The organism is Bacillus sp. FSL M7-0003 (assembly GCF_038628485.1).
Classification (GTDB): Bacteria; Bacillota; Bacilli; order Bacillales; family Bacillaceae; genus Bacillus; species Bacillus safensis.
On sequence record NZ_CP152024.1, the window covers coordinates 2,680,321 to 2,706,650 of the forward strand.

Sequence of the window (26,330 nt, forward strand, 5' to 3'; positions counted from 1 at the left end):
CTTAACTATTTTACCACATCAATTCAATACACAGGTAACAAATCCAATACGGAAGTCACAAAACCAATCAATTCATATTTCAGCCTTCCCTAATCTTCGTTATAATAGAAAAATGACTGAAAGTAGAAAGAGGAATGTAACATGAAACATTATGATGTCATTGTCATTGGCGGCGGACCTTCTGGGCTGATGGCCGCGATTGCATCAGCAGAGCACGGTGCGACTGTTCTGTTAATTGACAAAGGAAACAAACTTGGCAGAAAGCTGGCCATTTCTGGCGGCGGACGCTGTAACGTCACCAATCGCCTTCCAGTAGAAGAAATCATCAAACATATTCCCGGAAACGGCCGTTTTCTATATAGTGCATTTTCTGAGTTCAACAACGAGGATATTATTTCGTTTTTTGAAAACCTTGGCATTGAACTAAAAGAAGAAGACCATGGACGTATGTTCCCTGTCTCAAACAAAGCACAATCTGTTGTGGATGCCCTTCTAGACAGGCTCCGAGCCCTCAATGTCACCATTCGAACGAACGAAAAAATTAAAACAGTTCTGTATCAAGACGGACAAGCAGCTGGAATTGTTACAAATAATGATGAAAAAATTTCAAGTAAGTCTGTCGTCATTGCTGTCGGCGGAAAAAGTGTGCCGCATACCGGCTCTACTGGTGACGGCTATGCATGGGCAGAAGCAGCCGGTCATACCATTACAGAGCTCTTCCCAACAGAGGTACCGGTCACATCCGATGAACGATTTATTAAAGAAAAAGTGCTTCAAGGTCTTTCTTTAAGAAGTGTGGCTGTCAGTGTTTTAAATAAAAAAGGAAAACCCGTCGTCACACATGTCATGGATATGATTTTTACTCACTTTGGTTTATCAGGTCCAGCTGTTCTTAGATGCAGCGGATTTGTTGTGAAGGAATTGAAAAAACAACCGACAGTCCGCCTGCAAATAGACTTATATCCGAAGCTGAATGACGAGGAGTTGTTCCAGAAGCTTCATCGTGACCTTAAAGATGAACCGAAGAAAGCCATTAAAAATGTCCTCAAGTCTTGGATGCAAGAACGCTATTTATTGTTTCTGTTAGAACGGAACGGGATTGATCCACAAGACACATTCTCTGGTCTAGCCAAGGATAAACTGCGTGCATTTGCCCATGATTGTAAACATTTTATTGTGCATGCAAATGGTACGCTATCCTTGGACAAAGCGTTTGTGACAGGAGGCGGCGTTTCTGTGAAGGAAATTGAACCGAAGAAAATGGCGTCTAAAAAAATGCCCGGTCTTTATTTCTGTGGAGAAATTTTAGACATCCATGGCTACACAGGCGGCTACAATATCACATCAGCACTTGTGACAGGCAGGCTTGCCGGCATGAATGCTGCACTAGAAGCAAAGGAGAGAGATCAATGATCAGACGTGCATTACCGATTGTTCTTGCGGTCGTTATCAGTTTGACAGCCGCTGTTTTCTTGAAGCTGTCCATTACCCCGTTAAAAGTCGCCATTGTTTTGGCGTTTACCATTTTCGCCGTATGTTTAAAAGAATATGTCTACCGTCTTCGCAAACGGATTGAGGAAAAATCGTCTTCCCATATCGATAGTTGATAAATGGAAGCAAAACATGTTACGGTAAAGTAGAGGTCGAGTGAGAAGCTCGCCTCTTTTTGTTTGAAATAAGTTGAGTTAGGGGATATTAAGCGAAGTCCTCTGCTTAAACGTGTAGAACAACAGGAGAGTGAGATGGTGTGAAAAACGTATCAAGTGTATTTTGGATTGTGATTGCGATCACATTTGTTGCCGTGATGTGGGGAGCGTTTTCTCCAGACACATTGCAAAATGTCACAGATCAAATTCAAACATACATTACAAATGACTTTGGCTGGTATTACTTGTTAGTGGTATCACTGCTTGTCGGCTTTTGTCTATTCTTTATCTTTAGCCCAATCGGTAAGATTACGCTAGGAAAACCGGGGGAAGAGCCTGAATTTGGTTTATTTTCTTGGTTTGCTATGCTATTTAGTGCCGGTATGGGAATTGGTCTTGTTTTTTACGGAGCAGCTGAACCGATCAGCCACTATGCTATTCAGTCACCAACAGGGGAGACTGAAACTGCGCAGGCCTTCCGCGATTCCCTTCGCTATACATTTTTCCACTGGGGGCTTCATGCATGGGCTATTTATGCCATTGTTGCACTTTGCATTGCTTACTTTAAATTTAGAAAAGATGCACCTGGTTTAATCAGTGCAACACTGCAGCCCGTTTTAGGAAATAAAATTCACGGATGGATCGGTAAAACCATCGATTGTATTGCGGTATTTGCAACTGTGGTTGGTGTTGCAACAAGCCTAGGATTAGGTGCGGCACAAATAAATGGTGGATTGAATTATCTTTTTCATATTCCAATTGCCTTTAGCACACAATTGATCATTATTATCATTGTGACGGTGCTTTTCCTTGCATCTGCTTTAAGCGGGATTGGAAAAGGCATTAAATACTTAAGTAATATCAATATGGTATTAGCAGCTGTTCTGATGTTTTTCTTACTTTTGGTAGGTCCAACTGTTTTTATCTTAAATTCATTTACTGACTCGATTGGACAATACTTATCCAATATCGTTCAAATGAGCTTCCGTCTATCTCCAAATGATCCTGAAAAGAGAGAATGGATTAATGGATGGACAATCTTTTATTGGGCATGGTGGATTTCTTGGGCACCATTTGTCGGGATCTTTATCGCTAGAGTGTCACGCGGGCGAACAATTCGCGAATTTTTATTGGGTGTCTTAGTCGCTCCTTCCATCCTAGTCTTCCTATGGTTCTCGATTTTCGGTGTATCTGCAATGGACTTACAGCAAAAGAATATTGTCGATGTTGCAGGTCTTTCAACTGAAACGATGCTCTTCGGTGTACTGAATGAATATCCGCTGGCGATGATTACATCGATACTGGCACTCATTTTAATCGCCGTATTCTTTATTACATCGGCTGATTCAGCTACATTTGTGCTTGGAATGCAGACAACCTACGGATCATTGAACCCTTCTGGCAGTGTCAAAGTCAGCTGGGGCATTATCCAATCGGCTGTTGCTGCTGTGCTTTTATTTTCAGGGGGACTTGAAGCCCTGCAAAATACAGCCAAGCTCGCAGCCTTGCCTTTCTCCGTTGTCATTATATTGATGATTGTCTCGCTGTATAAATCACTAAATGATGAACGAAGAATCATCAAACAAACCAATCAAGTCAATAAACCAAGAAGTCCAAGAGTAAAAAAAGCATAATCGCAAGCGAGAAAAAGCCGTTCCTTATCCGAACGGCTTTTTTCTATATATACAATTTAAGATTGTCGCGAGCTTGAGGATTCCTTTAAAATAGTGATGAATCATCACTTTCTACATAATGGAGGTTTATATGACGTTACCTACGTTCAAGTACAACCCAGATCCAGTTTCGTTAAACGTGATCAAAAAAGAGCATACGACATGTCCTGTTTGTGAGAAAGAAAGAGATTATGTGTACCATGGCCCTTTTTATACTGTTGAAGATGTAGAGGGAATTTGTCCTTGGTGCATTAAAGATGGATCAGCGGCGAAAAAATACAATGGAACCTTTCAAGACGATGCGAGCTGTGATGACGTCGATCAAGAGGAATATATCGATGAGCTGATCTTCAGAACGCCAGGCTATCGCGGATGGCAGCAGGAATATTGGTTAAGTCATTGCGGAGATTTTTGCGCAATCGTCCAGTATGTCGGCTGGAAAGAGATTGAACATCTAGAGGAAGAACTCGCCGAGGATATCGAAGACATTTGCAGCGGCGAAGGATTAACTAAAGAGAACCTAAAGCAATGGCTCGTCAACGGAGGAGACTTACAAGGCTATCTTTTTCAATGTGTTCACTGCAACAAGCACCGGTTATATATTGACGCCAGCTAATCAAAGAAATAGGACCCTTCAAGCAGGTCCTTTTTTGATGCCGTCTATTTTTTATATAAAATGAGTGCAGAAAAACAGTAGAGCTGTTCCCCTCCCTGCTCACAGATCACCGCTACATTGTACTTGATGTCAATGATTTGGTCGTCATCCATTCCTTTTAAAAAATGATTGATTTCACTCTGCAAATCTTTCTCATGCTCTTCATCAAATACAGCTACCTTTAGCACCTATGCCACTCTCCCTTCTCTCGCTACTCTATCTTTATGCACATAGAGAGAGGCATATGAACAAAAAAACCTTTCATCGTTAAGATGAAAGGCCTTCTATTTACAGCTTCGGTTTTGTTTCTCCTGTCCAAGCAAGCATCCCGCCAACGACATTGGTCGCTTGGTAGCCTTGATCTTCTAGATAATAGCAGACATTTTCACTACGTTTACCAGAGCGGCAAATAATATAATATTCCTGCGTTTGATCGAATGCATCCAGCTTCTCAGGGATATCGCCCATTCGAATGTGGATGGCTTCCGGGATCATCCCTTCTGCTACCTCTTCATCCTCACGTACATCGACAAGCTGAATGGCATCTTCCTGCTCCAGCTTTTGTTTTAATTCTTCTATTGAAATTTCTTTCACTGACACGACTCTCATCTCTCCTTTTCATTACGGTGACACCATTATAGCAAATGATTCACTTCACTGCGTATTCACCCGCTTTGATTGAAGGAAAGACGGCAGCCGCTTCTTCACTTCGGCTGTCTCTTGCTCACTTTCAAACTCTACCTTTTTAAAGACTTGATAGGCCAGCCACATATGACCGTAAGCGAGTATGCTCACACTAAAGAACGGCACGATTCCTGGTAAATAAGCAAACAGAACAAACAGCACAGCCGAAAAAACAAGCATAGAGAGTGTATATTGCAAGTATGAGATACCGAGCAGAAGAGAGAATTTCAGATAGAGACGTTTTTTCCAATCATAATGAGCCAGCAGCGGAAAAATATAAAATAAGCTCACAATAAACAGAAAACCGAAAATATATATAGCAAAGCGAAGCACATGTAAGAGCCAGCTCGTTGGATAGATATAAGCAAGGTCGACATAAATAATCGTTCCAATGATGAATAGCACCACTCCAATGACGTTAGAGCGTACAAACTCCTCCCTGAATACCTTCCAAAAAGTGCGGAATACATTGACTTGCTCATGACCTTGAATCCACTTTCTCATCACGGAAAATAACGCAGTGGTCGCCGGCATCAAGCCAAATACGCCAAGCCCTAGAATGGTGAACAAAAGCCATAACAAATTCGTATAGGCGAGTCTCATCACCCACTCACACATCCTCAGCATTCTGCTCATTGAACCATCATGATCCATCTCTTTCCCCTCCTCTCTCTTTACACCTTCTCTTTATGAAACAATTCATCGATTTCAATTGGGCGTTTTTCTGTGACAGAGCGCCACATGCCTTCACCAAGAGCAATCGAATAAGCACCAGCCTCTGCTCCTGCTAAGATGTCATAGTGAATCAAGGGATCTTTTCCTATAAATAAATCAGCCAAAAGCAGAGGATCTCCGCCGCCATGTCCGCCTGGCTGCTTTACTACTTCAATCGTCTCCTTTGATCCAAACATCGGGTAATAAGAAATTGTTTGTTCTGGAAATTGAAAAGGAATTCTTGATGGCACATGAAACTCATTTGTTTCAATACGCCCCTTCGTCCCATTAATAGCCAGACGGTAGCCTTCATATGGGGCTGAGAATTGAATCGAATAGCTGAGCAGAGCCCCTTGATCATAAGCGACTGACGCCACATATGTATCCTCAATATCTATTTCCTGATCAAAAATGCACGCATCCGGGCGATAGTTTGAGTACTGCTGCGTTTGCTCCTGACCGGATTCAATATGGTCGTCCTCCACCTTCGAGCGCTCAACCCGCGGATTCCACCTTGCTTCATAGTGACATATATCCTTCACATGACATGTTCCGCAAAATCTATTTTCCTCCCCCTGCAAGGGATTCCAAGGGCTTTCGCTGCCGTAATAGTTCAGCGCCCCGTAAGCAAATACTTGCTTCGGCTTTTGATCAATCCACCAGTTGACCAGATCAAAATGATGCGTCGACTTATGAATGGACAGTCCGCCAGAGAATTGACGTGTGCGGTTCCACCTTTTGAAATAACTAGCACCATGATATGTATCAATGAGCCAGCTCAGTTCAACAGATGTGACCCTTCCAATTTTCCCGTCTAGAATCAGTTCTTTTACCTTTCGATGGAAAGGATTGTAGCGATAATTAAAGGTGACCGTGACCTTCCCTTTACTTTCCGCCTCTTTTTCCATCACTTTTTTGGCGTCTTTTGCTGTTGTCACCATCGGCTTTTCAGTGATGACATCTAGATCATGGTCAAGTGCCTGCATGATATATGTGACATGTGTGTCATCCCTGCCTGCCACAATGACGATATCTGGTTTTGTTTCTTTGACCATCTGATCAAATGCATCTTCATGAAAAAACGAAACGCCCCGGAGTGACGGAAAACGCTCCTGACAAAGTATATACCGCTGATGATCTATATCTAGGAGCCCTGTAATCCGATAATGCTCATTGAAATCCTCTATGAGCGGTTGAATAAACATATTGAACGCACGATGGCTCAGCCCGCAAATCACGACCCGTTTCACATTCCCCACCCCATTTTCTATTGGTTTTCACGAAGCTGTTTCATGAGAGACAGCGCCTCTTCCGTCTTATCAGCATACACGGGAATGAAAGCGACCATATCTCGGTGTAATTGAAAGGTATAGCCGTTGAGTTTTTTCTTTCCTTTATTGATTTGAACTGCATAATCGACCGTTTTCCCTGTCTTTTTGTCCTCGACCGTATATGGTCCTGCTGCTTGATCGCCTATTTCCATCTCTTCCAGCAGCTGAAAGCTTTCAGGATCATCATACGTTCTAAACATTTCTTCTGGAACAAGCATCACGTCCCCCTCTTTTGAGGTAATTTCAACAAGAAGCTTTTCAGGAATCGCCGGAAAGATGTGGACGCTATAAGTCTCTTGTTTCGGCTGAAAAGCCTTCTCCACTAATTGATCCTTCATTCCCTTTGACATATCAGAAAAAATCAGGACATCGATCCCGTTTGTTTTCCCCTGACAGGCAGATAAACAAATGGCAGCGATGAAACTGATGAGCCATACGGCGGCTCTTTTTTGCCTCCTCATGCCTTTTGAAAAACAGACAGCTTTTCTAGCTCAGTTAACGCCATAATAAAAGCGCCTGCCCCGTGCAAGTCATTTGTGCTCCGCTCTCTTCCAACGTAGTAATCATAAAATCCCGCAGATGTTCCAATACAAATATCATTGATGGTAAAATCACCATTTTCTTTCTCAGCCGTCTTATGCTGAATCAAGCCTTGATATGCTCTGACCACATGATCAACATAACGGAGGCTCACATACCCTTCATTCATGGCCTTTGCCATGGCGTACATGAATAAACACGACCCCGAGCTTTCAAGCCAATTGTCACTGTGATTTCCTTTATCAATGATTTGATGCCAGAGACCTGTCTTTTGATCCTGGTACTTTGCCACACTTTCCAGCATGTCTGTCAGCGTTTCCTTCCATACCTTCCGCCTTTCATGATGCTCGGGCAGGTCCTCGATCATATCTGCTAATGCAAGGACATACCAGCCGAACGATCTTGCCCAAAACTCTGGGGAACAGCCGGTCTTTTGATCAGCCCATGGCATCGTTTTTCGTTCATCCCACGCATGATAATACAAACCTGTTTGTTCATCTTTCGTATGCTTTCTCATGAGATGCTCTTGATGAATGACCATATCCACTAGTGACTCTTCACCTTTAAGCTGAGCATACTTTAAGGCAAAAGGACCGCCCATGTAGAGACCATCGAGCCACATTTGATAAGCATAATTGTCTTTATGCCAAAATCCGCCCTCAGACGTGCGGTTTAGCGTACGATAAAGTCCGCGCAGTTTCTCCGCCGCCAGCACATACCGTTTCTCTCTCGTTCGTTCGTAAAGAGGGAATAAAATGAGTCCTGCTTGAATGGCATCAAGCTCATCCCTGCGAAATAATAAATTTCCGTACTCATCAATGAGGGAGTCCGCATAGTTTTTCACATAATCGAAATACGCCTCGTTCCCTGTTGCCTCATATAGCTTCATGACACCGCAAAGGAAAACCCCTTGATGATAATGCCATCTTCCAGCTGGCGGCAGCTCAATCGGTGTATACGCTTTCATAATGGTTTGTGCTAATTTCTCTGCATGCTCAAGTGGTGATCCCTTTTCAATTGATAATGTCATTCTTCCTCATCTCCCTTTTTAATAAATACCTTCTTCCCCGAATTTCTTCGCTAAACGGTTTGCCAGCATGACCAAAATAAGTCCAACGGCTGCTTTAAATAAACCAACAGCGGTACTATAGCTGAATTGTCCTTGCTTAAGACCTGCTGTATAAACGTACGTATCAAAAATCTCTGCTACTTCCCGGTTCGTTGCGTTCAGTAATAGATAGACATGCTCAAAGCCAAGCTCAAGCGTATCACCGATTTTTAAAATAAGCAGAACCACAATGACACTTTTAATGGCAGGAAGTGTGATGTGCCACATTTGTCTCAGTCTCCCGGCCCCATCCATTTTTGCTGCTTCATATAGCTGCGGATCTACCGCTGTAATCGCCGCAAGGTAAATGATTGTTGACCATCCTGCTTCCCGCCAGATTACCTGTAAAATGTACATCGGTCTAAACCATTCCTGACTAAGAAGGAAGTTAATCTTTTCTCCTCCAAAGAAAGCAATCAATTCATTCATTAACCCGCCATCTACTGTTAACAAAACAAAAGATAAGGACACGACAATCACCCATGACATGAAGTGAGGGATATAAATCATCGTCTGTACAAATTTCTTAAACAATGCCAATCTCACTTCATTTAAAAGAAGGGCTAATAAGATCGGAATTGGAAAGAAAATCACGACATTCATGGCAAATAAAATCAGTGTATTTTTTAATAAGATGAAAAATGTTGGTTCTGTAAACAATCGAATAAAGTGTTTGAATCCAACCCATTCACTGCCAAGAATGCCGAGAAACGGCTGGTAATCTTGAAAGGCAATGATGAGCCCCCACATTGGCACATATTTAAAAACAATAAAATAAATGAGCCCCGGCAAAATCATTAAATACAAAAACTTTTGACTAAGCAATTGATTAAGTAAGCGCTTTCTTTTTTCGCTTTTCAAAGCTGCCGCAGGCACACCCTTGGCAGTGACATCCTCTGTTTTCATTGATAAAGCCTCCCCTCATGCTAATGCATGTGTTAACTGTATCTTAAGGATGAAAAATCCGTCTACAATCATATCAACAGATCATATTTTCATAGGTGATGCTACTCAAAACGTTACATAAAACATAAGAAAATGATCCTAATCTCAGAAAATGATTATTGACAAACCTACCAGATTTTTGGATTAATAAATTAAGGGGAAAAGATTGTTTTGTTTGAAATGGGGGGTTTTATGAAAAGAAGGCAGTACAAATTTTATTACAAGCTAGTGACGTTCTTTTTCATACTTAGTACGATTCCTGTTATCATTGTCGGCATTTTTTCTTATCAGCATTCGCAAAAAACAGCACTTGAAAATATCTCAAATGAAAAGCTCGACAGCGTTAAACAAACGCAATCCAATATTGAGCATATTTTAAAAACTGTTGATCATTCTCTCACTCACTATGTCAGTTCGCCGCCTCTCCTTCAAACACTGGCAGAACCTTTAAATCCAGACCAATTCCAGCTTTATAATCAAGTACAGCAGGAACTGAACTACCTGCAAACCTTTGACACCGATCTTTCCAATATTACACTCGTCAGTAAAATGGAAGACTGGTACATGAACAATTCGGGACTTTATCATGTCACAAGCGAAGACCAAGAAAAAGCGCTGACCTCTTACCTCAATATACCAAGTCACTCCAGCTGGGCACTTGAAGAGAATAATCCACTTGTTGCGACAAAAGAAGGAAAAGCATCCTTTTGTAAGTACAATGTGAATTTAATCAAACAACTGCCTATGAACAGCGTTCAAAAAAAGGGAATCGCTGTCGCCAGCATTCCAAGCTGCATCATTGCTGATAACATGCCTGACTTCTCTCAATCGGATAGTATGTTTGTGATCGATACAAACGGAAAAGTGCTGCTACATAATCGCAAAGAACAAATTGGTGAATCGCTGAAACATCAAAATATCGTCAAACATGTGCTCTCACTTGAAAAACGATCAGGCCAATTTGATATGAAGATCGACGAACTCAACTATCAAATCACATTTCAAAAATCAGATTATAATGAATGGACGTACCTATCCTTTGTTTCTATTCCAGAACTTAAGCAGCAAACGAAATCAATCGGGTGGATTACCTTTATTATCTGCGCTATTTTGTTAGCGCTTTCATTGCTATTTTCATGGTTCGGTTCTAGACACTTTTATAAACCAATCCGCTTATTATACGAGTCATTTGCACGCAATGAATCATTTTTGCAAAAACAGCCTTTTCAAAATGAATTTGAGTTGATTGAATCGAGTATTAAACAAATGAAAGATCAAAACAATGATTTAGAGGAACGGATTGAGCAGCAAGTGACACACTTACAGCAATACTTTATGGTACGGCTGCTGCTTGGAAAGCTGACAGATGAAGAAGTTAACAACCGGTTCCAAAGCTTAGGCTTTCCTCAAGGCTGGTCTCATTTGTCCATGCTTGTGACCCAAATCGATACATTAAAAGGAACACCTTATGAAAAAAAAGATGCTGACTTGCTTTTATTTGCGATCAATGGACTGATCGAGCAGATTATTCCGCAAGAGGAGCACCTTCAGCCAACCGTTGTCAATCAGCATCAAACAACGATTATCCTCAACCACTCAAAGTCAGATGAAGAGTTTACTGAATATTTAAATCAATTAGCAGAAAGCATTCAGCAGCGTATCGAAGAAGAGCTTGGTTTATCGATCAGCATTGGAATCAGCCGCCAGTTTAAGGAACTCACGATGGCAAAACATGCTTACATTGAAGGAAAAGAAGCCTTAAAATACAGACTCAAAGCAGAGAAAAAGTCCATTATCTTATATGAGCATATTCAGCAAGGAAAGACGTTCAAAACCCATTTTCCAAAGCAGCTGCAGCATGATTTATTTGATGCGATGAAAGCTGGCGATCAAGGCAAGGCAAATCACTATTTACATGTGCTCCTGCAATCCATTTTTTCTAAAAATGCAGGACCGCACGAATACCATATCGCCCTCGCTCGTTTTTTAAACAATTTAATTGAGCTGATGCATTTGCTGGGCATTGAATTATTTGAGGTCGAAGACAACAAAATGCTCTATGATACGATTTTTGAATTTAAAACCTTTGAAGATACAGAAGCATGGCTGAAACATGAAATCATCCGGCCAATTATTGACCAGCTTGCTGCACGTGAAGACTCACAATACAAAAACATCTCAGAAAAAATCATTCATATTATTCATCAAGAATTCGACTCAGATCTCACATTGGATGAAATCGCCACACGCCTGCATTACAATCCAAATTATTTAAGCAGCATTTTCAGAAAGGAAATGGATATCTCCTTTAGTGAATATCTCTCTTCCTACAGACACCATGTCGCTAAAAACTGGCTAGTAGAAACCGATATGTCCGTCAAAGAAATTTCGGAAAAACTGAAATATAAAAACCCGCAAAATTTCATCCGGTCCTTTAAAAAGCTGGAAGGTACAACTCCTGGGAAATACCGCGACCAGAAAAAAGGCTCGTAAGACAAAGAGTCCCGCTCTCACAAGAAAGCGGGGCTCTTTTATTTAAACTGTTCATTTAAGATGCTGTCTTCCAGCACGGAAAGCGGCTCTCCATACACACGTTCAATATGAGCTGCTCCCCAATCGCATAGCGCATTGAGAATTCTTTCGAGCGACTGTCCGTATTCACTTAATTCATATTCCACTTTAGGCGGCACCTGTTCATAGACAATCCGGTTAATGACCCCGTCACTTTCAAGCTCTCTCAGCTGCTGCGTCAGCATTTTTTGTGTGATGTTTGGCATGAGCCGCTTCAATTCGCTCGTTCGTTTTTTCCCGTGTGTCAAATGACATAAAATCACACACTTCCACTTCCCGCCTATGACCTCAAGCGTTGCTTCCACAGAGATATTATATTTTTTCTTTTCCATCGAATGTTCACTCCTCTTTGTACGAACAGGCACTTTTTAGTACCTATATTACAAAAAAGTACGTACTTTTTTTTTCGTCATCTATGTTAGATAATAACTCTTGCCGATCGGCTTCGTCTATCAAAATGTCATCACAGAAGGATGTGAACTTACTTATGAAGAAAAAGCAAAACCATTTTGCTCTTCTCGCACTAGCGATTAGTGCTTTTGCTATAGGAACAACTGAGTTCATTAGTGTCGGTCTTTTGCCAATGATCTCAGAGGACTTTGGAGTGAGCGTCAGTCAGGCGGGCTGGACTGTCTCTTTATATGCACTTGGTGTGACATTTGGCGCGCCTATATTGACTTCTCTTACTTCCACGATGAAAAGAAAGACATTGCTTTTGCTCATTATGCTCGTCTTTTTGATTGGTAATACACTTGCCACCATTGCCCCGACTTTTTCAGTGCTGTTAATCGGCCGGGTGATTTCAGCCTTGTCCCATGGAATCTTCATGTCCATCGGTTCTACGATTGCTGCAAGCCTTGTCGTGAAAGAAAAACGGGCAAGCGCGATTGCCTTTATGTTCACTGGTTTAACAGTAGCGACTGTGACAGGTGTGCCATTCGGGACATTTCTTGGTCACGAGCTCGGCTGGCGGACATCATTTGGTGTGATTGTGATCATTGGTCTGATCGCACTGATATCCAACTATTTTCTTGTGCCGTCTCAATTAAAGCAGGGTGTGAAAACATCTTTTAAAGATCAAGCTGTCCTATTAAAAACAAAAAGAATTTTGCTTTTATTTGTCATTACAGCCACAGGGTATGGAGGAACATTTGTCGTCTTCACGTATTTATCTCCTCTCTTGCAGCATGTGACAGGTCTTGCGCCTGGGGCTGTGGCCTTGATCCTGCTTTTATACGGAATCACGATCGCAGCCGGAAATGTCATTGGCGGAAAAGCTGCTAATGAACAGCCAATGAAAGCACTGATCTATATGTTTATTATCCAAAGCATCATCTTGTTTATTCTTAGCTTCACTGCAGGATTCACAGTATTAGGCATTGGAACCGTCATGCTGATGGGGCTGTTTGCTTTCATGAATGTGCCTGGGCTGCAAGTAGCCGTCGTTGATTTTGCAGAAAGATACACACCTGGAGCGGTTGACGTCGCATCTGCTATGAATATCGCTGCCTTTAATGCCGGTATTGCCATTGGCTCATTTTTAGGAGGCATCGTGACAGATACACTTGGCCTTGTGCATACAGGATGGGTCGGCGGCATCATGGTCCTCATCGCAGCCATTCTTACGATGATCAGTTATCAAATGGAACAAAAAGAACAAACACAAACCATTTAAAGGAGTTTTTATGATGGAACATTTACAAAGTACAAAAACATTAAACAATGGGGTCCTCATGCCAGGCTTTGGCCTTGGGGTATTCAAGGTGGAAGATGGAGCTGAATTAGTTGATGCTGTCAAAACAGCCATTCAATTAGGCTATCGCAGTATTGATACAGCGGCTATTTACGGAAATGAAGAAGGTGTTGGACGAGGCATACAGCTTGGTTTAGCAGAAACAGGACTGCGCCGTGAGGACATCTTTGTCACCTCAAAAGTGTGGAATGCCGATTTAGGATATGAATCTACTCTAAATGCATACGAAGAAAGCTTAAAAAAGCTTCAGCTTGACTATCTTGATCTGTATTTAATCCATTGGCCGGTTGAAGGAAAATACAAAGAAGCTTGGCGTGCACTAGAAACCTTGTATCGTGAAGGAAAGGTCAGAGCCATCGGAGTGAGCAACTTCCAGCCGCATCACCTAGACGAGCTATTAAAAGATGCAGACATCAAACCAGCGATCAACCAAGTAGAATTTCATCCAAAACTAACGCAGGAAACACTCTCTACGTATTTGAACTCTCATGGCATTCAAATGGAAGCTTGGTCACCGCTGATGCAGGGTGAACTGCTGCATCACCCGCTGATCACAGAGCTCGCAGACACATACGGTAAAACACCTGCTCAAATTATTTTGCGCTGGGATGTACAAAAAGGTGTCATCACCATTCCAAAATCAACGAAAGCACATCGTTTAAAGGAAAACGCTGATATATTTGATTTTGTCTTATCTGATGAAGATATGAAACGTCTTTCTGACTTAAATGAAAACAAACGTATCGGTCCAGATCCAGATAACTTCGACTTTTAATCAAAACACCCCCGCCTTTTTGCTTTGCGGGGGTGTTCTTTTTGATCATTTTGATTTTTTAAAGGAAGCTTCATATTCTTCTATGATTTTATTCCCACCATTGGATTTCCACTTCTCTACATCCTTCTGAAATTGATCTTCACTGATGTCACCAAGAATGAACTTATACGTCGCATCATCGATGATTTTCTTCAATTCGTTTCCACGCTCTGATGCCGTTTCTGAATACAGGCTTTCAGCAGGATTGGCAACGATGATGTTTTGATTGTCTTCTTCTAGCTCTTCATATTTAGAACGAACTGCATCCCCTTTATTTTTTAAGTAACGTTTATCAATTCCTACAAGACTGACAAGCGGCTGTACATCTGTCTGCCAGCCTTTCACTTGGCTTTCTTCCCTGACAAATGTATTTCCTTCTTCTTTCTTATAATGCTTGCCATCTATACCGTACGTCATGAGACCATATACATCTTCTTCGGCAATACGGTCAAAGAAGGCCAAAATCCGCTTTAATTCCGCCTCTGATTTCACGCTTGTTTTAGGGAATGCGAAGATGCCATTATGCCCCCCTGATGCCCACACACGTTCTTTGCCATCTGGGCCTTTGATTCGGTTGATAATATCTACTTTCATGTTTTTATCTGTCGCATCATCTCTCAGGTTCACGGCATCTACCATATTTCCAACATAGATACCTGCTTTTCCTTGTGAGAATAATTCCTGCTGCTGTGTTTTGCTTGTCACTGGGAAGTCTTTGTTGATATAGCCATTGTCGCGCAGCTTTTTCATGTATTTCATTGTATTCATGTACTCATCTGTCATAAAGTCCGGCGTGAATTTCCCGTTTTCTTCTTTCCAGTCTGTCGGCATTCCTTCATATGAACCAAGCGTTTTAAATGCGCCATAAATTAAATCGTTCCGATCCGTAAAGCCAATTGTATCGGCTTTTCCGTTTTGATTCGGGTCTTTTTCCGTAAAGGCTTTGGCCACTTCATACAGATCATCCAATGTTTTTGGTGTATCCAAATTTAAATTTTCAAGCCAATCCTTTCGAATGACAATCCCTTGTCTTGAAAGTGGTCTTTCTCTATAGATGCCATAAAGCTTGCCGTCTATAGAAGCGTTTTTATTAATCAGTTCGTTCATCTTACTTAAATTTGGATAATCCTTTAAATACGGACCGACTTCCCAAAACATGCCTGATCTGAACGCATTAATCGCAGACGAATTTTTAATGTCTTGAATCGTCACAATTTGCGGCAAATTCCCTGCTGCAAGTGCGGAATTTAAACGATCTTCCTTCACAGCATCAGGCACCCATGTAATATCAAGCTCCGTATTTGTGAGCTTTTCAATCTCTTTTAAAACGGAATCCTTCGGCGGCTGCTGATGATATAAAATCGCCATCCATGTCAGCTTTACCTTTTTGTCTAAATCAACCTTCTCATCTGATGAGTTTGCCCCTTTACTTGAACATGCTGACAGAATACCGCTTGCTGCAAATAACAGAACAAACGCAATCAGCCATAATTTCTTTCTCCCCATATGATCCCTCCGTTGTTCCATCTTTTTAACCCTTTACAGAACCTAGTAATGCCCCTTTGTTGAAATGCTTTTGAATAAATGGATAGACAAGCAGAACCGGAATGGTTGCCACAACAATTACAGCCATTTTAATCGTCTGGTCTGGCGGTGGGGTGGATGAGCCCATATCCGACATATCTCCCTGCATTCCGCTTGAGACAATGACAATCTGTCTCAGCAGTACTTGAATCGGCCACTTCACTGAATCATTTAAATACAGAATGGCAGTCATATACGTATTCCAATACGTCACGGCATAAAAAAGTGAAATAGTAGCAATGGCTGGCAAAGAAAGTGGGAGCACAATTTTAAAGAAAATCCCTAAATCGTTACAGCCGTCCATCTTCGCTGATTCCTCAAGGCTCGCCGGTATGTTTTGAAAGAAGTTTTTCAAAATGATTAAGTTGAACGCATTGATTGCAACCGGGAGAATAAGTGACCAATAGGTATCAAGCAGACCAAGTGTTTTCACTACAATAAACGTCGGAATCATACCTCCGCTAAACAGCATCGTGAAAACAACGAGAAACATCAGTGTTCTCCGGCCTTTTAGCTCCTGACGAGACAGCCCGTATGCCATAAGCGAGGACAAAAACATGCTGACAGCTGTTCCAACGAGCGTCACAAGAATGGACACAATGAGACTGCGATACACAATATCTGTAGAAAAAATATATCGATATGCCTCTAGAGAAAACGTCGTCGGGAACAAAATAAACTTCTTGGTGATGACCTCTTCTACTGTTGCAAAAGAGGCGGCAATGACATGGATGAACGGAAGCACACATATTAATGCGAACATGAGTAGAAAAGAGTAATTAAATAAATTGAACAATCGGCCTTTAATAGAACGATCTATGTTCATCACACCCTTTCTTTGAAAGCGTTATCATTTCATCTGAAAGTAAGCTGCAGCCTGTGACGATATCGTGATTAAAATGTAACAAACGGGGGAAGAAAGCGTCTATAATCATTTTGACAGACCAACTGGATAGATCATATCAGCCGTGCTTTTATGCTCATGAAACAAAAGAATAAGATCATTAGCTCATGACATGATTATGCCTTATGCTCGATCATTTTCTTCGAGGATTTCCGTCGTATTGACATCTGGTTCATAGCCTAACTCCAGCTTCGTTTTCTCAGTAGACCAAGGCTTTTCTTCATTCTCTGATACAGCATAATAGGTCCCAAAGGGAATATCTGATTCAACCGCTGCCTTTATCATACCTGTAAGATCCTCATGTGACAGCAGAGTTCTTTTTGTTCTTTGCTTTTTGTGCAATGCCTTCATCTCATCTGTTACAACTGTTCCAATTCTTAAATTGATGACAGACATACCCGATTGATCGTGGAACAAACGTCCCAGCTGTTCGGAAGCAAACTTTAATATGCCATAGACATTTTTAGTCGCAGGCACATCGTCAGTTGTAATCTGCCGTCCAAGTAAGGAGCGTCCATCCTCTTCATAACGATCCGTCACATGGTTGCTGCTTGCAAAAATGACTTTTCGTATGCCATGCCGCGCGGCTGAACGAAACATATAATAGGTACTCCTCCAAAAAATATCAGTCATTTTTGCAAATTCTTCATGATCCATCACATCATGCGTCATGTCCATGTTTAGAAGATGCAAGATGACATCTGTATCCCGCGGAATTGCCTCATATACATTCTGTTCATTCGCTGCATCGGCTAAAATGACTCCTTCTACACAGCTTGTTAGATCAATAATCGTGACGCTGTACTCAGCAGAGAGCGCTTTTGTTAAAAGACGTCCAATCACACCGCATCCGCCAATGATGGTGATTTTTTTCATCTGTCTCCTCCTTTCTTTTGACGTAGTATGTCCAAGCGTTTCTTGATTACAGCCACTTTTTCAAAAATCGTGTCGCCTCGTGACGCATAGCGGCTGTTTCAAAATGACCTGCATGAAGACGGGTAAGCTGATATCGTTCTTTCAATGAAGCAGCTTCATAGGTTTGACTCAATACTTTTTGAATCCTTCCAACGCCTTCACCAGGCGTGAGCTGATCAAGCTTTCCAACTAAGCTTAAATGCGGTCTTGGAAAAATCATTTCTTGAATGTCCGCTGCTGTAAAATGCTTCGCCAAGCTCGGTACATAGTAATAAAAGCCATGTCTGTCCAAATTGTTCGTTTCAATTAATGTATGATGGTCCACCTGTGCACAAAGATCAATACACACACTGACCCTATCATCAAGTGCAGCCGTCCACCAGGAAAGAAGACCGCCCATTGACATCCCAAAGACAGCTAACCTGTCCGCCAGCACATCAGATCGAGACAGCAAATAATCAATCGCACACATACTTTCATACAGCATCATGCCCCACATCACTTTTCCTGTTAAAAGCATTTCCTTAAAAATTTCACTTTCTGTTCTTCCTCTTCTCTCACCAAACCCTGCATGATCAATGGCCAGTACACTATATCCTTTAGACGTAAACTCTTTTGCATATGAAGGCGTTTGCAAATAATGAGCACCTTTTAACAGCTCTTCCTTCCCATTCACGTAATTCCCGCCATGTGAATGCTGGAACAGCACAACGGGCCTTTTTTTCACCGTATCCTTCGGTTTCACGAAATAAGCAGGGACTTCCTCTACACCATTCATGGAGAGAATGAGAGTTTCCACTACATATGATTCACGTTCTTCCATTTTTAACGTATAAGCCTCCACGCGATGACGTTCTGGCATTTCTCCTAACAGACTGAGCAGTTGTTCACGTTTGCTTTCCTTTTCCATTGACGTCACTCCTCATTTTCTTGATCACCTGTTAAAATACGAGGCCGATGCGGGAATCACCTTGTTTTCGACAAAATTATGTCCCGGGAAATAAAGAACACCCACCGGTTCATACCGATGGGTGTCATCATTAGTTCGCAACAATATTGACAAGCTTCCCAGGAACTGCAATCACTTTACGAATGGTTTTCCCTTCAAGCTGTTCTTTTACACGTGCATCATTTTTCGCAAGCTCTTCTAACTGCTCCCTTGTTGCATCAGCAGGAACGGTTAATTTTGCTTTTACTTTACCGTTAAGCTGTACAACAATTTCTACTTCATCGTCGACAAGCTTTGACTCATCATATTGAGGCCATGCTTCATAAGAAATAGATCCTTCATGACCAAGTTTATTCCAAAGCTCTTCTGCTAAATGCGGTGCAATTGGAGAAAGAAGCTTTACAAAACCTTCTGCATATTCTTTCGGCAGTGTATCCGCCTTATAGGCATCGTTGATAAACACCATTAATTGTGAAATTCCTGTATTGAAACGCAAGCCTTCATAATGATCCGTTACCTTCATAACTGTTTCATGATAGCTGCGTTCTAATGCGCCGCCAGATTGCTCTGTCACTTTATCACTGAGTGAACCATCTTCATTTGTAAAGAGACGCCATACACGATCAAGGAAACGACGAGCGCCATCAAGTCCTGTTTCAGACCAAGCAATTGATGCATCTAAAGGTCCCATGAACATTTCATAAAGTCGTAATGTATCCGCACCATGAGATTCTACGATATCATCTGGGTTGACCACATTTCCTTTTGATTTACTCATTTTTTCATTGTTTTCCCCAAGAATCATACCTTGGTTGAACAATTTCATGAAAGGTTCTTTTGTTGGAACAACACCGATATCATACAAGAACTTATGCCAGAAGCGTGCATATAGAAGATGCAGTACAGCATGTTCTGCTCCGCCGATATACACATCAACTGGAAGCCATTTCTTCAGCTTCTCAGGAGAGGCAAGCTCTTCTGTGTTATGAGGATCAATATAACGTAAGAAATACCAGCAGCTGCCTGCCCATTGCGGCATTGTATTCGTTTCACGGCGGCCTTTTTTACCTGTAACAGGATCTACAACCTCAACCCAGTCTTTAATATTGGCTAATGGTGATTCACCTGTACCACTTGGCTTAATCTCTGTCGTCTTAGGCAAGATCAGTGGAAGCTCTTCTTCTGAAACAGCTGAAGATGTTCCGTCCTCCCAATGAATGATTGGAATCGGCTCACCCCAGTAGCGCTGACGGCTGAACAGCCAGTCTCTTAAACGATATGTGACTTTCTTTTCACCTTTTTGATGTTCTTCAAGCCATGCAATCGCTTTTTCAATCGCTTCTTCTTTTCCTAACCCATTTAGGAAATCAGAGTTAATGTGCTTTCCATCACCTGTGTAGGCTTCTTTTTCAATGTCTCCGCCTTCTACAACTTCTTTAATTGGAAGATCAAAGGTTTTGGCGAATTCATAGTCACGTTCATCATGGGCAGGAACCGCCATAATGGCTCCAGTTCCATAAGTCGCCAGCACGTAATCGGCAATCCAGATCGGCATCTTTTCACCATTTAAAGGATTGATGGCATACGCTCCTGTGAAAATACCTGTCTTCGTTTTAGCAAGATCTGTCCGCTCTAAGTCACTCTTTGATTGAATCTCTTTGATATACGCTTTGACAGCTTCTTTTTGAGCATCTGATGTAATTTTTTCAACAAGTGCATGCTCTGGTGCAAGCACTGCATATGTTGCGCCAAATAGTGTATCAGGACGCGTTGTGAAAACCGTAAACTGTTCGTCATGTCCTTCTACTTCAAAATGAACGTGCGCTCCTTCAGAGCGTCCGATCCAGTTACGCTGCATATCTTTGATGCTTTCAGGCCAATCAATGTCCTCTAAATCTTCTAACAGCCTGTCCGCATATGCTGTAATCTTTAGCATCCACTGCTTCATAGGACGTCTTTCAACAGGATGGCCTCCGCGTTCACTTTTTCCATCAATGACTTCTTCATTTGCAAGCACTGTGCCAAGCGCTGGGCACCAGTTCACTGGTACTTCATCGATATAGGCCAATCCTTTTTCGTACAATTTTAAGAAAATCCATTGTGTCCATTTGTAGTAATTCGGATCTGTCGTGTTGATTTCTCGATCCCAATCATACGAGAACCCTAGTGATTGAATTTGGCGGCGGAAGTTATTGATGTTCTCTTCTGTAAAGGCCGCCGGATCATTTCCTGTATCAAGTGCATACTGTTCTGCCGGGAGCCCAAATGCGTCCCACCCCATTGGATGAAGAACATCATATCCCTGCATACGTTTCATGCGTGATAGAATATCCGTTGCTGTATAGCCCTCAGGGTGCCCGACATGAAGCCCTGCTCCTGATGGATATGGAAACATATCAAGTGCATAAAACTTCGGTTTATCTTCCGAGTCAGATGTGGCGAATGTTTTATGTGTCAGCCAATAATCCTGCCACTTCTTTTCAATTTCCCGATGCTGAAAACTCAATGTGAAAACCTCCTTTAATATGTACGGCTTTATCTGCTTAGATGACCACTGCAAGAATTCAGATTTTTCTAAAATCAACAAAAAACCCTCATCCCTGGAAAGGGACGAGAGATTTTTTGGTTCCCGCGGTACCACCCTTGTTAGCGTAACATGCTGTTCGTACGCTCACTTAATATCTTTAACGCAGACATGCGACAGAAGCTTTAACGCAACTGCAACTCTGAGGCGAGTTCAGAAGCAGATTTGATTGACTTTCACCAGCCGTCAATTCTCTAAAGACAAATACTGCTTTCCTACTACTCCTCTTCACTGTTCTTATCGTAACCGTCATCTAAGTAGTATTTTATAGAATTATGATCATAAGTGCAAGCAGGTTTGTATACAATGGGAATGTACCCTAGACTAGGGTAAAGTAGAGGATATTATTCGTGTGGAGATCGGTTATGACGGTTGGAGCCTGCATCCTGTGAACGTTCTTCTCTCACAAAATCGAAGCTTCGCAGAACTGCTTCTCCTCCGTAACCTGAAATAATGGATAAGATGATCAAGTGCAGACTAGATTCGGGATTTGAGGATAAGACAAGCAGTGTAGCGGCAATCATCCCAACGAGCCAATCTTCAATAAACCCTAAGTAAATAAACTTTTTTGTCATTCTGGGCTTCTCTAGCCTGCCTTTTTTCTTTACGTGACCGAGAATGCCCATGACCCCTCCAATGGCGCAAGCAATAATGACTTGTTGCAGCATTTTCATCACCTTCCTAAAGCCCTTAGAATAGTAAAGCGACTTCAGGCTGTCCAGCCCCCTGTAATGCCATTCTGCTGTTCCGTCATAATCCATGTAAAAGGTCTATTCTCTCTAACGAAGAAAAAAAGCTTGTTTCTTCCATTATATGTGAATGACCCAAAAACAATCTTGATGCATTGGAATCATTTTTACCTAATCCATATTAACTATTTTTGTCATTTTATGAATGATGAGTAATTGATTCCTTCTTTTTCTAATGAAAAGTCTCCTTACTTACTCTATTCTAATGGAGGACAAACTATGATGACAAATTTAACAAAGCGTTTGCAATCGTTGAAACAGAACATATGTTATGTTACGTTTAAAAGGATTCATTTGGTTGAAAAGACAACCATTTGATATGTCTTATAGCAGCAAAGGAGGGTAATATGGTCAGCTCGAACATTTTCGGCTTGCAAAACCAGCTTGAACTCATCAAAAAAGCGCTGGATCATGCGCGGATCGGTGTTGTCATTACAGACCCTTCCTTAGAGGATAACCCTATCGTTTATGTGAATCACGGCTTTACACAAATGACTGGATACAAACCAGATGAGATTCTTGGTCGTAATTGTCGATTCCTTCAAGGAAAAGACACGGATCAAAAGCAGCTAGCTTTAATTCGTCATGGAATTCAAAACAAAACACCTATTACCACACAGCTAAAAAATTATAAAAAAGACGGCACTTTTTTTTGGAATGAACTCAATATAGATCCTCTATACATTGAACAAGATGACAAAACATTTTTCATTGGTTTTCAAAAGGATATTACGAAACAGAAAGAATATGAACAGCTCCTAGAAGATTCCTTACAGGAAGTCACCTCTCTTTCGACGCCAATCGTCCCAATCAAAAATGGTGTATCTGCTCTTCCGCTTATCGGAAAATTATCTGAAGAACGCTTTGATGCCATTGTCGCTAAGTTAACCTGTATATTAGATGATTCAAAGGATGATTATTTAATTGTCGACCTTTCTGGTTTAATCGAGGTCGATGATTCCGTCGCAGCACGTATTTTCAAACTGCATCATCTTCTCAATCTAACTGGAACCGAACTGATCATCACTGGGATTAAGCCGCAGCTTGCGCTGAAAATGAAAGACCTCGATACAGATTTCCAGAATACGATCACTTATTTGACAGTAAAAGAAGCCATAAAAGGATTACCATTAGCTGAAAACCCTGTGTAAACAGGGTTTTTCAGATTGTTGACAAAGGGCTAAAATGATCTTTATTTTAGCCCTTTGTCTTCTATTCAGCGTGATAGAAAACCTTTGCAGTCTAGGAAGGGCGAGCACCGGAGCGGAGCGAATTCGACATTTGTGAGCACCGGAGCGCAGACCTGACAACCAATGCGAGGGTTTGTCTACACGCTGGAAAACCCTGTGTAAACAGGGTTTTTTTAATTGAACCGCTCCCCAAAATGGAAAAATGAGGTATGATAGGTGTAAATAGCAATTTAGGGGGGCTGTTAGATATGTTTTTACTCATATTAGGTCTTTTATGTGTTTGTTTTGCCATCGGGTATGCTGTCAATTTCTTCTTACTCAAACGCAAGAACGAGCTGATTTTTTCAAAGAAACTTTTTTATCCTTTTTTGATCATTGGTCTCTTCTTTTCCATTATGTCATTACCGCTTACTGCTGGAAATGCGCCAAAGGCACAAGCCGATCCATCTTCCGAACAGCTGTTAAAGGATCAAAAGGAACTCTCATCTGACATTTCGCGCTTAAAAGCTGATAAAGAGTCGCTTACCTCCTCTTTAGAAGATGCGGAGAAGGAAAAAGAAAAGCTGGAAAAAAAGCTAGAAACCATCACCTCAGAAAAAGAAACGGTCAAACAGCAAGAGAAGACCATTCAATCGCTTGAAGAGAAAATAGACAAGCTCACCTCCAGCAATAAAACACTCAAACAAGAAATCAAGAATAGCAGCAGCGATACGAAGTCTTCCACCGTCCAGCGCTCCGCACCTAAAGATGATGGAAAAAGCACAGGCGGTCATGAATCACAAAAGGAAACAAAAAAAGAATCGGCTGCCTGTAACATTAAAGGGAGTGTCAACGGTATTTACCACACACCAAGCAGCAGATACTACTCTAGAACAAAGAATGTAACCAAAATGTTCTGCTCAGTAGAAGAAGCAGAGCGTGCCGGATACAGGGCACCTAAGCAATAGCAATGTTTAATTAAGATAAAAAAGAACCTCCTGAGCGCCCAATCGGGTTTACAGGAGGTTCTTTTTTAGATTTCTCTTCTTAAAGCTGCTAATACATTCGTTTTTGTTGCCTTACGTGCCGGGTTAAGCCCTGAAATGATCGCTACCCCTGCGCTGATCACAGTCGCTGTAATGACAAGGCTGAGTGGAATATAGGAAAAAGTAATCGAGAATTGATCGCTTGATCCTCCCTCAGACATGGACGACAAAATGGCTGGGATGATTAAATTAACGGCGAAACTAATCAAATATGAGATGATAATACCGATGATTGATCCGATGACTCCAATATAAGCACTTTCCATTAGGAACATCCGCTTGATAATGGATGGATTTGCGCCAATGGCTTTCATAATCCCAATCTCTTGTGTTCGCTCTGTTACCGCCATGGTCATCGTATTGAAAATACCGATGGCAGAAATAATGACTGCAATACATCCGACAAAAATGAGTCCAATTTTGAAGACCGTAAAGAACATATCCATTCCTTCAAGCTGGTTCGTTACAGAGATGACTTGATAGCCCTCATCTGTCAGTTTATTCGTGAGCGTACCGACATTGTCGAATTTATCTGCATAAACAGAAGTCATTTTCTCGACATTTCCTGCTTCAGGAGACAGGTCGAGTATTTGACCAAATTCTTTTTCATAAGCATTCGGTATCAGAATTTTATGATCCTCCTGCCACTCTAAATTCGGCTTTTTCAAAACACCTACTACACGGAAATCAAATGTTTTTTCTTTAACGACTTCCCCTTCTTCATTTAGTTTTGGCACTTTGATTTGAATCACTTTATTTAAAATATCCTTCGTGTAGCCTTTTGGCTCCTTCGGTGTTTCTTCCCCATTTGACGTCTGGTTTAATTCTTTTTCATAGGCTTCGCGTTCTTTTTTTGTCCACAGTTGCTGCGCCATATGATACCCAACCACAATTTCGTTCGCTGATGTTGGGACTTTTCCTCGGTCTAGCTCAAGTCCTGCTTCTTTTTCTTCTTTCATATCAGTCAAAGCAGCCTGCGTTTCACTTGAACGGTTATCGAGCTCGACGTTAACCGATGGATTGATCGCCGTTCTTGAGACGACAGATTTCACATGATCATATTTCTTTAAATCATCAATCTTAACGTCTCCTTTTTCTTTTCCTAACACTTTAATTTCTGTGATGATTTGCTGTTTCATAATTTCATCTTGAGCTGATTTTTGCAAACCAAAACCGACAGACGCTAGAACGATTAAGAAAGAGCATGCCATTGTCGTCGCAAGAATGGTCATAAACACACGCAATCTATTTTTCTTCATATTTCTTCTAATGAATTTGACCTGATCTCTAAATTTCAATGGATTGTTCCCCTTTCTTTAATACACCATCGTGAAGCTGGAACGTTGTGTCTGCGATTGAAGCGACTTCATCGTCATGTGTAATGATGACAAATGTAATTCCTTTTTCGCGATTGAGCTGCTGGATAAAGGCTAAAATTTCTCCTTCAGTTTCTGAATCCAGACTACCTGTTGGTTCATCCGCTAAAATAATAGATGGATTTAAAATCAAGGCTCTTGCAATACTCACACGCTGCTGCTGTCCGCCTGACAGCTCATTTGGGTAATGTCCTGCATGATGTTCGAGTCCTACTCGTTTCAGCATTTCTTTTACTTTCACTTTTCGTTCAGACGGCTTCACCCCTTTTAAAGTGAGTGGAAGTTCAACATTCTCATACGTTGTTAAGCTCCCGATCAACTGAAAGCTTTGAAAGATAAAGCCAAAGTGATCTAAGCGAAAGTCTGCCCATTCTTTTTCATTAAAGCCGGTCACATCGGTGCCATCAATGACAATTTTTCCACTCGTTGGCGTAATATAGCCTGATATTAAGTTCAATAAAGTCGATTTCCCCGAACCACTTCGTCCAACAATACAAGCAATATCGCCTCTTTTGATGGACAGGTCAATCCCTTTCAGCACAGGAATTTCATTTTCCCTGCCCTTTTTACCAATTTTAAATACATGATCTAATGCTTGAATCTGAATCATCTCTACTCCC

At 41.5% G+C, this 26,330-nt stretch carries 25 protein-coding genes and 1 other annotated feature; of the genes, 9 read left to right on the top strand and 16 right to left on the bottom strand.

The window, feature by feature from the left end; translation table 11 throughout:
• Nucleotides 1–141 precede the first annotated feature (141 nt).
• From MHI23_RS13710 to MHI23_RS13725, 4 genes are all read left to right on the top strand, one after another.
• Complete coding sequence (locus MHI23_RS13710) at nt 142–1,413, top strand: NAD(P)/FAD-dependent oxidoreductase (protein ID WP_024426195.1); 1,272 nt, start codon at nt 142–144, stop codon at nt 1,411–1,413.
• On the top strand, nt 1,410–1,607 hold the full coding sequence (locus MHI23_RS13715; RefSeq protein WP_024424878.1) for a hypothetical protein: 198 nt from the start codon (nt 1,410–1,412) through the stop codon (nt 1,605–1,607). The genes MHI23_RS13710 and MHI23_RS13715 overlap by 4 nt, the downstream gene beginning before the upstream one ends.
• Nucleotides 1,608–1,747: 140 nt before the next feature.
• On the top strand, nt 1,748–3,280 hold the full coding sequence (locus tag MHI23_RS13720) for a BCCT family transporter (protein ID WP_024426196.1): 1,533 nt from the start codon (nt 1,748–1,750) through the stop codon (nt 3,278–3,280).
• Nucleotides 3,281–3,410: 130 nt separating this feature from the next.
• Nucleotides 3,411–3,935, top strand: a complete 525-nt coding sequence (locus MHI23_RS13725; protein ID WP_024426197.1) for a CbrC family protein — start codon at nt 3,411–3,413, stop codon at nt 3,933–3,935.
• Between the two features lie 44 nt (nt 3,936–3,979).
• Here MHI23_RS13725 and MHI23_RS13730 read toward each other — a convergent pair whose 3' ends face one another.
• The 7 genes from MHI23_RS13730 to MHI23_RS13760 form a co-directional block, all read right to left on the bottom strand.
• Nucleotides 3,980–4,162: a sporulation protein Cse60 gene (locus MHI23_RS13730; protein WP_024424881.1), complete on the bottom strand. Its 183-nt coding sequence runs from the start codon at nt 4,160–4,162 to the stop codon at nt 3,980–3,982.
• 100 nt (nt 4,163–4,262) lie between these two features.
• A complete protein-coding gene (locus MHI23_RS13735; protein WP_024424882.1) occupies nt 4,263–4,574 on the bottom strand; it encodes a rhodanese-like domain-containing protein in 312 nt (103 codons plus the stop codon).
• Between the two features lie 54 nt (nt 4,575–4,628).
• Nucleotides 4,629–5,312, bottom strand: a complete 684-nt coding sequence (locus MHI23_RS13740; protein ID WP_087976500.1) for a YesL family protein — start codon at nt 5,310–5,312, stop codon at nt 4,629–4,631.
• A gap of 20 nt (nt 5,313–5,332) precedes the next feature.
• Nucleotides 5,333–6,622 (bottom strand): Gfo/Idh/MocA family oxidoreductase, encoded by a 1,290-nt coding sequence (locus MHI23_RS13745; protein ID WP_041107324.1) that lies wholly within the window; start codon nt 6,620–6,622, stop codon nt 5,333–5,335.
• Nucleotides 6,623–6,639: 17 nt separating this feature from the next.
• Nucleotides 6,640–7,164 (bottom strand): hypothetical protein, encoded by a 525-nt coding sequence (locus MHI23_RS13750; protein ID WP_041107326.1) that lies wholly within the window; start codon nt 7,162–7,164, stop codon nt 6,640–6,642.
• The gene (locus tag MHI23_RS13755) at nt 7,161–8,273 is read right to left on the bottom strand and encodes a glycoside hydrolase family 105 protein (RefSeq protein WP_041107328.1); all 1,113 of its coding nucleotides are present in this window, start codon (nt 8,271–8,273) and stop codon (nt 7,161–7,163) included. The genes MHI23_RS13750 and MHI23_RS13755 overlap by 4 nt, the downstream gene beginning before the upstream one ends.
• A gap of 18 nt (nt 8,274–8,291) precedes the next feature.
• On the bottom strand, nt 8,292–9,257 hold the full coding sequence (locus MHI23_RS13760) for a sugar ABC transporter permease (RefSeq protein ID WP_024424886.1): 966 nt from the start codon (nt 9,255–9,257) through the stop codon (nt 8,292–8,294).
• Nucleotides 9,258–9,488: 231 nt separating this feature from the next.
• Between MHI23_RS13760 and MHI23_RS13765 the strand changes: the two genes are divergently transcribed.
• Nucleotides 9,489–11,789: a helix-turn-helix domain-containing protein gene (locus tag MHI23_RS13765; protein WP_197172593.1), complete on the top strand. Its 2,301-nt coding sequence runs from the start codon at nt 9,489–9,491 to the stop codon at nt 11,787–11,789.
• A 38-nt stretch (nt 11,790–11,827) separates the two neighbouring features.
• Here MHI23_RS13765 and MHI23_RS13770 read toward each other — a convergent pair whose 3' ends face one another.
• On the bottom strand, nt 11,828–12,199 hold the full coding sequence (locus tag MHI23_RS13770) for a winged helix-turn-helix transcriptional regulator (RefSeq protein ID WP_003217763.1): 372 nt from the start codon (nt 12,197–12,199) through the stop codon (nt 11,828–11,830).
• Nucleotides 12,200–12,354: 155 nt separating this feature from the next.
• Here MHI23_RS13770 and MHI23_RS13775 point away from each other — a divergent pair, with 155 nt between their 5' ends.
• Nucleotides 12,355–13,542, top strand: coding sequence for an MFS transporter (locus MHI23_RS13775; RefSeq protein ID WP_024426203.1), 1,188 nt, complete (start codon nt 12,355–12,357; stop codon nt 13,540–13,542).
• Nucleotides 13,543–13,552: 10 nt separating this feature from the next.
• Nucleotides 13,553–14,395 (top strand): aldo/keto reductase, encoded by an 843-nt coding sequence (locus tag MHI23_RS13780; protein ID WP_034279459.1) that lies wholly within the window; start codon nt 13,553–13,555, stop codon nt 14,393–14,395.
• A gap of 45 nt (nt 14,396–14,440) precedes the next feature.
• Here MHI23_RS13780 and MHI23_RS13785 read toward each other — a convergent pair whose 3' ends face one another.
• The 6 genes from MHI23_RS13785 to MHI23_RS13810 all read right to left on the bottom strand — a co-directional run bounded on the left by MHI23_RS13785 (nt 14,441) and on the right by MHI23_RS13810 (nt 22,044).
• Entirely contained in the window at nt 14,441–15,940 is a 1,500-nt protein-coding gene (locus MHI23_RS13785; protein ID WP_073207075.1) for an extracellular solute-binding protein, read from the bottom strand.
• Between the two features lie 25 nt (nt 15,941–15,965).
• Complete coding sequence (locus MHI23_RS13790; RefSeq protein WP_087976618.1) at nt 15,966–16,826, bottom strand: carbohydrate ABC transporter permease; 861 nt, start codon at nt 16,824–16,826, stop codon at nt 15,966–15,968.
• 219 nt (nt 16,827–17,045) lie between these two features.
• Complete coding sequence (locus MHI23_RS13795) at nt 17,046–17,798, bottom strand: NAD(P)-dependent oxidoreductase (protein ID WP_025092391.1); 753 nt, start codon at nt 17,796–17,798, stop codon at nt 17,046–17,048.
• A gap of 46 nt (nt 17,799–17,844) precedes the next feature.
• Nucleotides 17,845–18,747, bottom strand: a complete 903-nt coding sequence (locus MHI23_RS13800) for a dienelactone hydrolase family protein (RefSeq protein WP_342492014.1) — start codon at nt 18,745–18,747, stop codon at nt 17,845–17,847.
• Between the two features lie 130 nt (nt 18,748–18,877).
• The gene (gene leuS / locus MHI23_RS13805) at nt 18,878–21,292 is read right to left on the bottom strand and encodes a leucine--tRNA ligase (RefSeq protein ID WP_024424893.1); all 2,415 of its coding nucleotides are present in this window, start codon (nt 21,290–21,292) and stop codon (nt 18,878–18,880) included.
• Between the two features lie 97 nt (nt 21,293–21,389).
• Nucleotides 21,390–21,611: a binding site (T-box leader), on the bottom strand.
• A 103-nt stretch (nt 21,612–21,714) separates the two neighbouring features.
• Nucleotides 21,715–22,044 carry a DUF4257 domain-containing protein gene (locus MHI23_RS13810; RefSeq protein WP_008343006.1) on the bottom strand — a complete coding sequence of 110 codons (330 nt, stop codon included), beginning with the start codon at nt 22,042–22,044 and terminating at the stop codon, nt 21,715–21,717.
• A gap of 422 nt (nt 22,045–22,466) precedes the next feature.
• Between MHI23_RS13810 and MHI23_RS13815 the strand changes: the two genes are divergently transcribed.
• Both MHI23_RS13815 and MHI23_RS13820 read left to right on the top strand, forming a co-directional pair.
• Nucleotides 22,467–23,270: a PAS domain-containing protein gene (locus tag MHI23_RS13815; RefSeq protein ID WP_342492015.1), complete on the top strand. Its 804-nt coding sequence runs from the start codon at nt 22,467–22,469 to the stop codon at nt 23,268–23,270.
• Between the two features lie 287 nt (nt 23,271–23,557).
• Nucleotides 23,558–24,256, top strand: coding sequence for a hypothetical protein (locus MHI23_RS13820; RefSeq protein WP_342492016.1), 699 nt, complete (start codon nt 23,558–23,560; stop codon nt 24,254–24,256).
• Between the two features lie 65 nt (nt 24,257–24,321).
• Here MHI23_RS13820 and MHI23_RS13825 read toward each other — a convergent pair whose 3' ends face one another.
• Both MHI23_RS13825 and MHI23_RS13830 read right to left on the bottom strand, forming a co-directional pair.
• On the bottom strand, nt 24,322–25,632 hold the full coding sequence (locus MHI23_RS13825; protein WP_024424896.1) for an ABC transporter permease: 1,311 nt from the start codon (nt 25,630–25,632) through the stop codon (nt 24,322–24,324).
• Nucleotides 25,622–26,320 (bottom strand): ABC transporter ATP-binding protein, encoded by a 699-nt coding sequence (locus tag MHI23_RS13830; protein WP_044332340.1) that lies wholly within the window; start codon nt 26,318–26,320, stop codon nt 25,622–25,624. Before MHI23_RS13830 ends, MHI23_RS13825 begins: the two co-directional genes overlap by 11 nt.
• Nucleotides 26,321–26,330 lie beyond the last annotated feature (10 nt).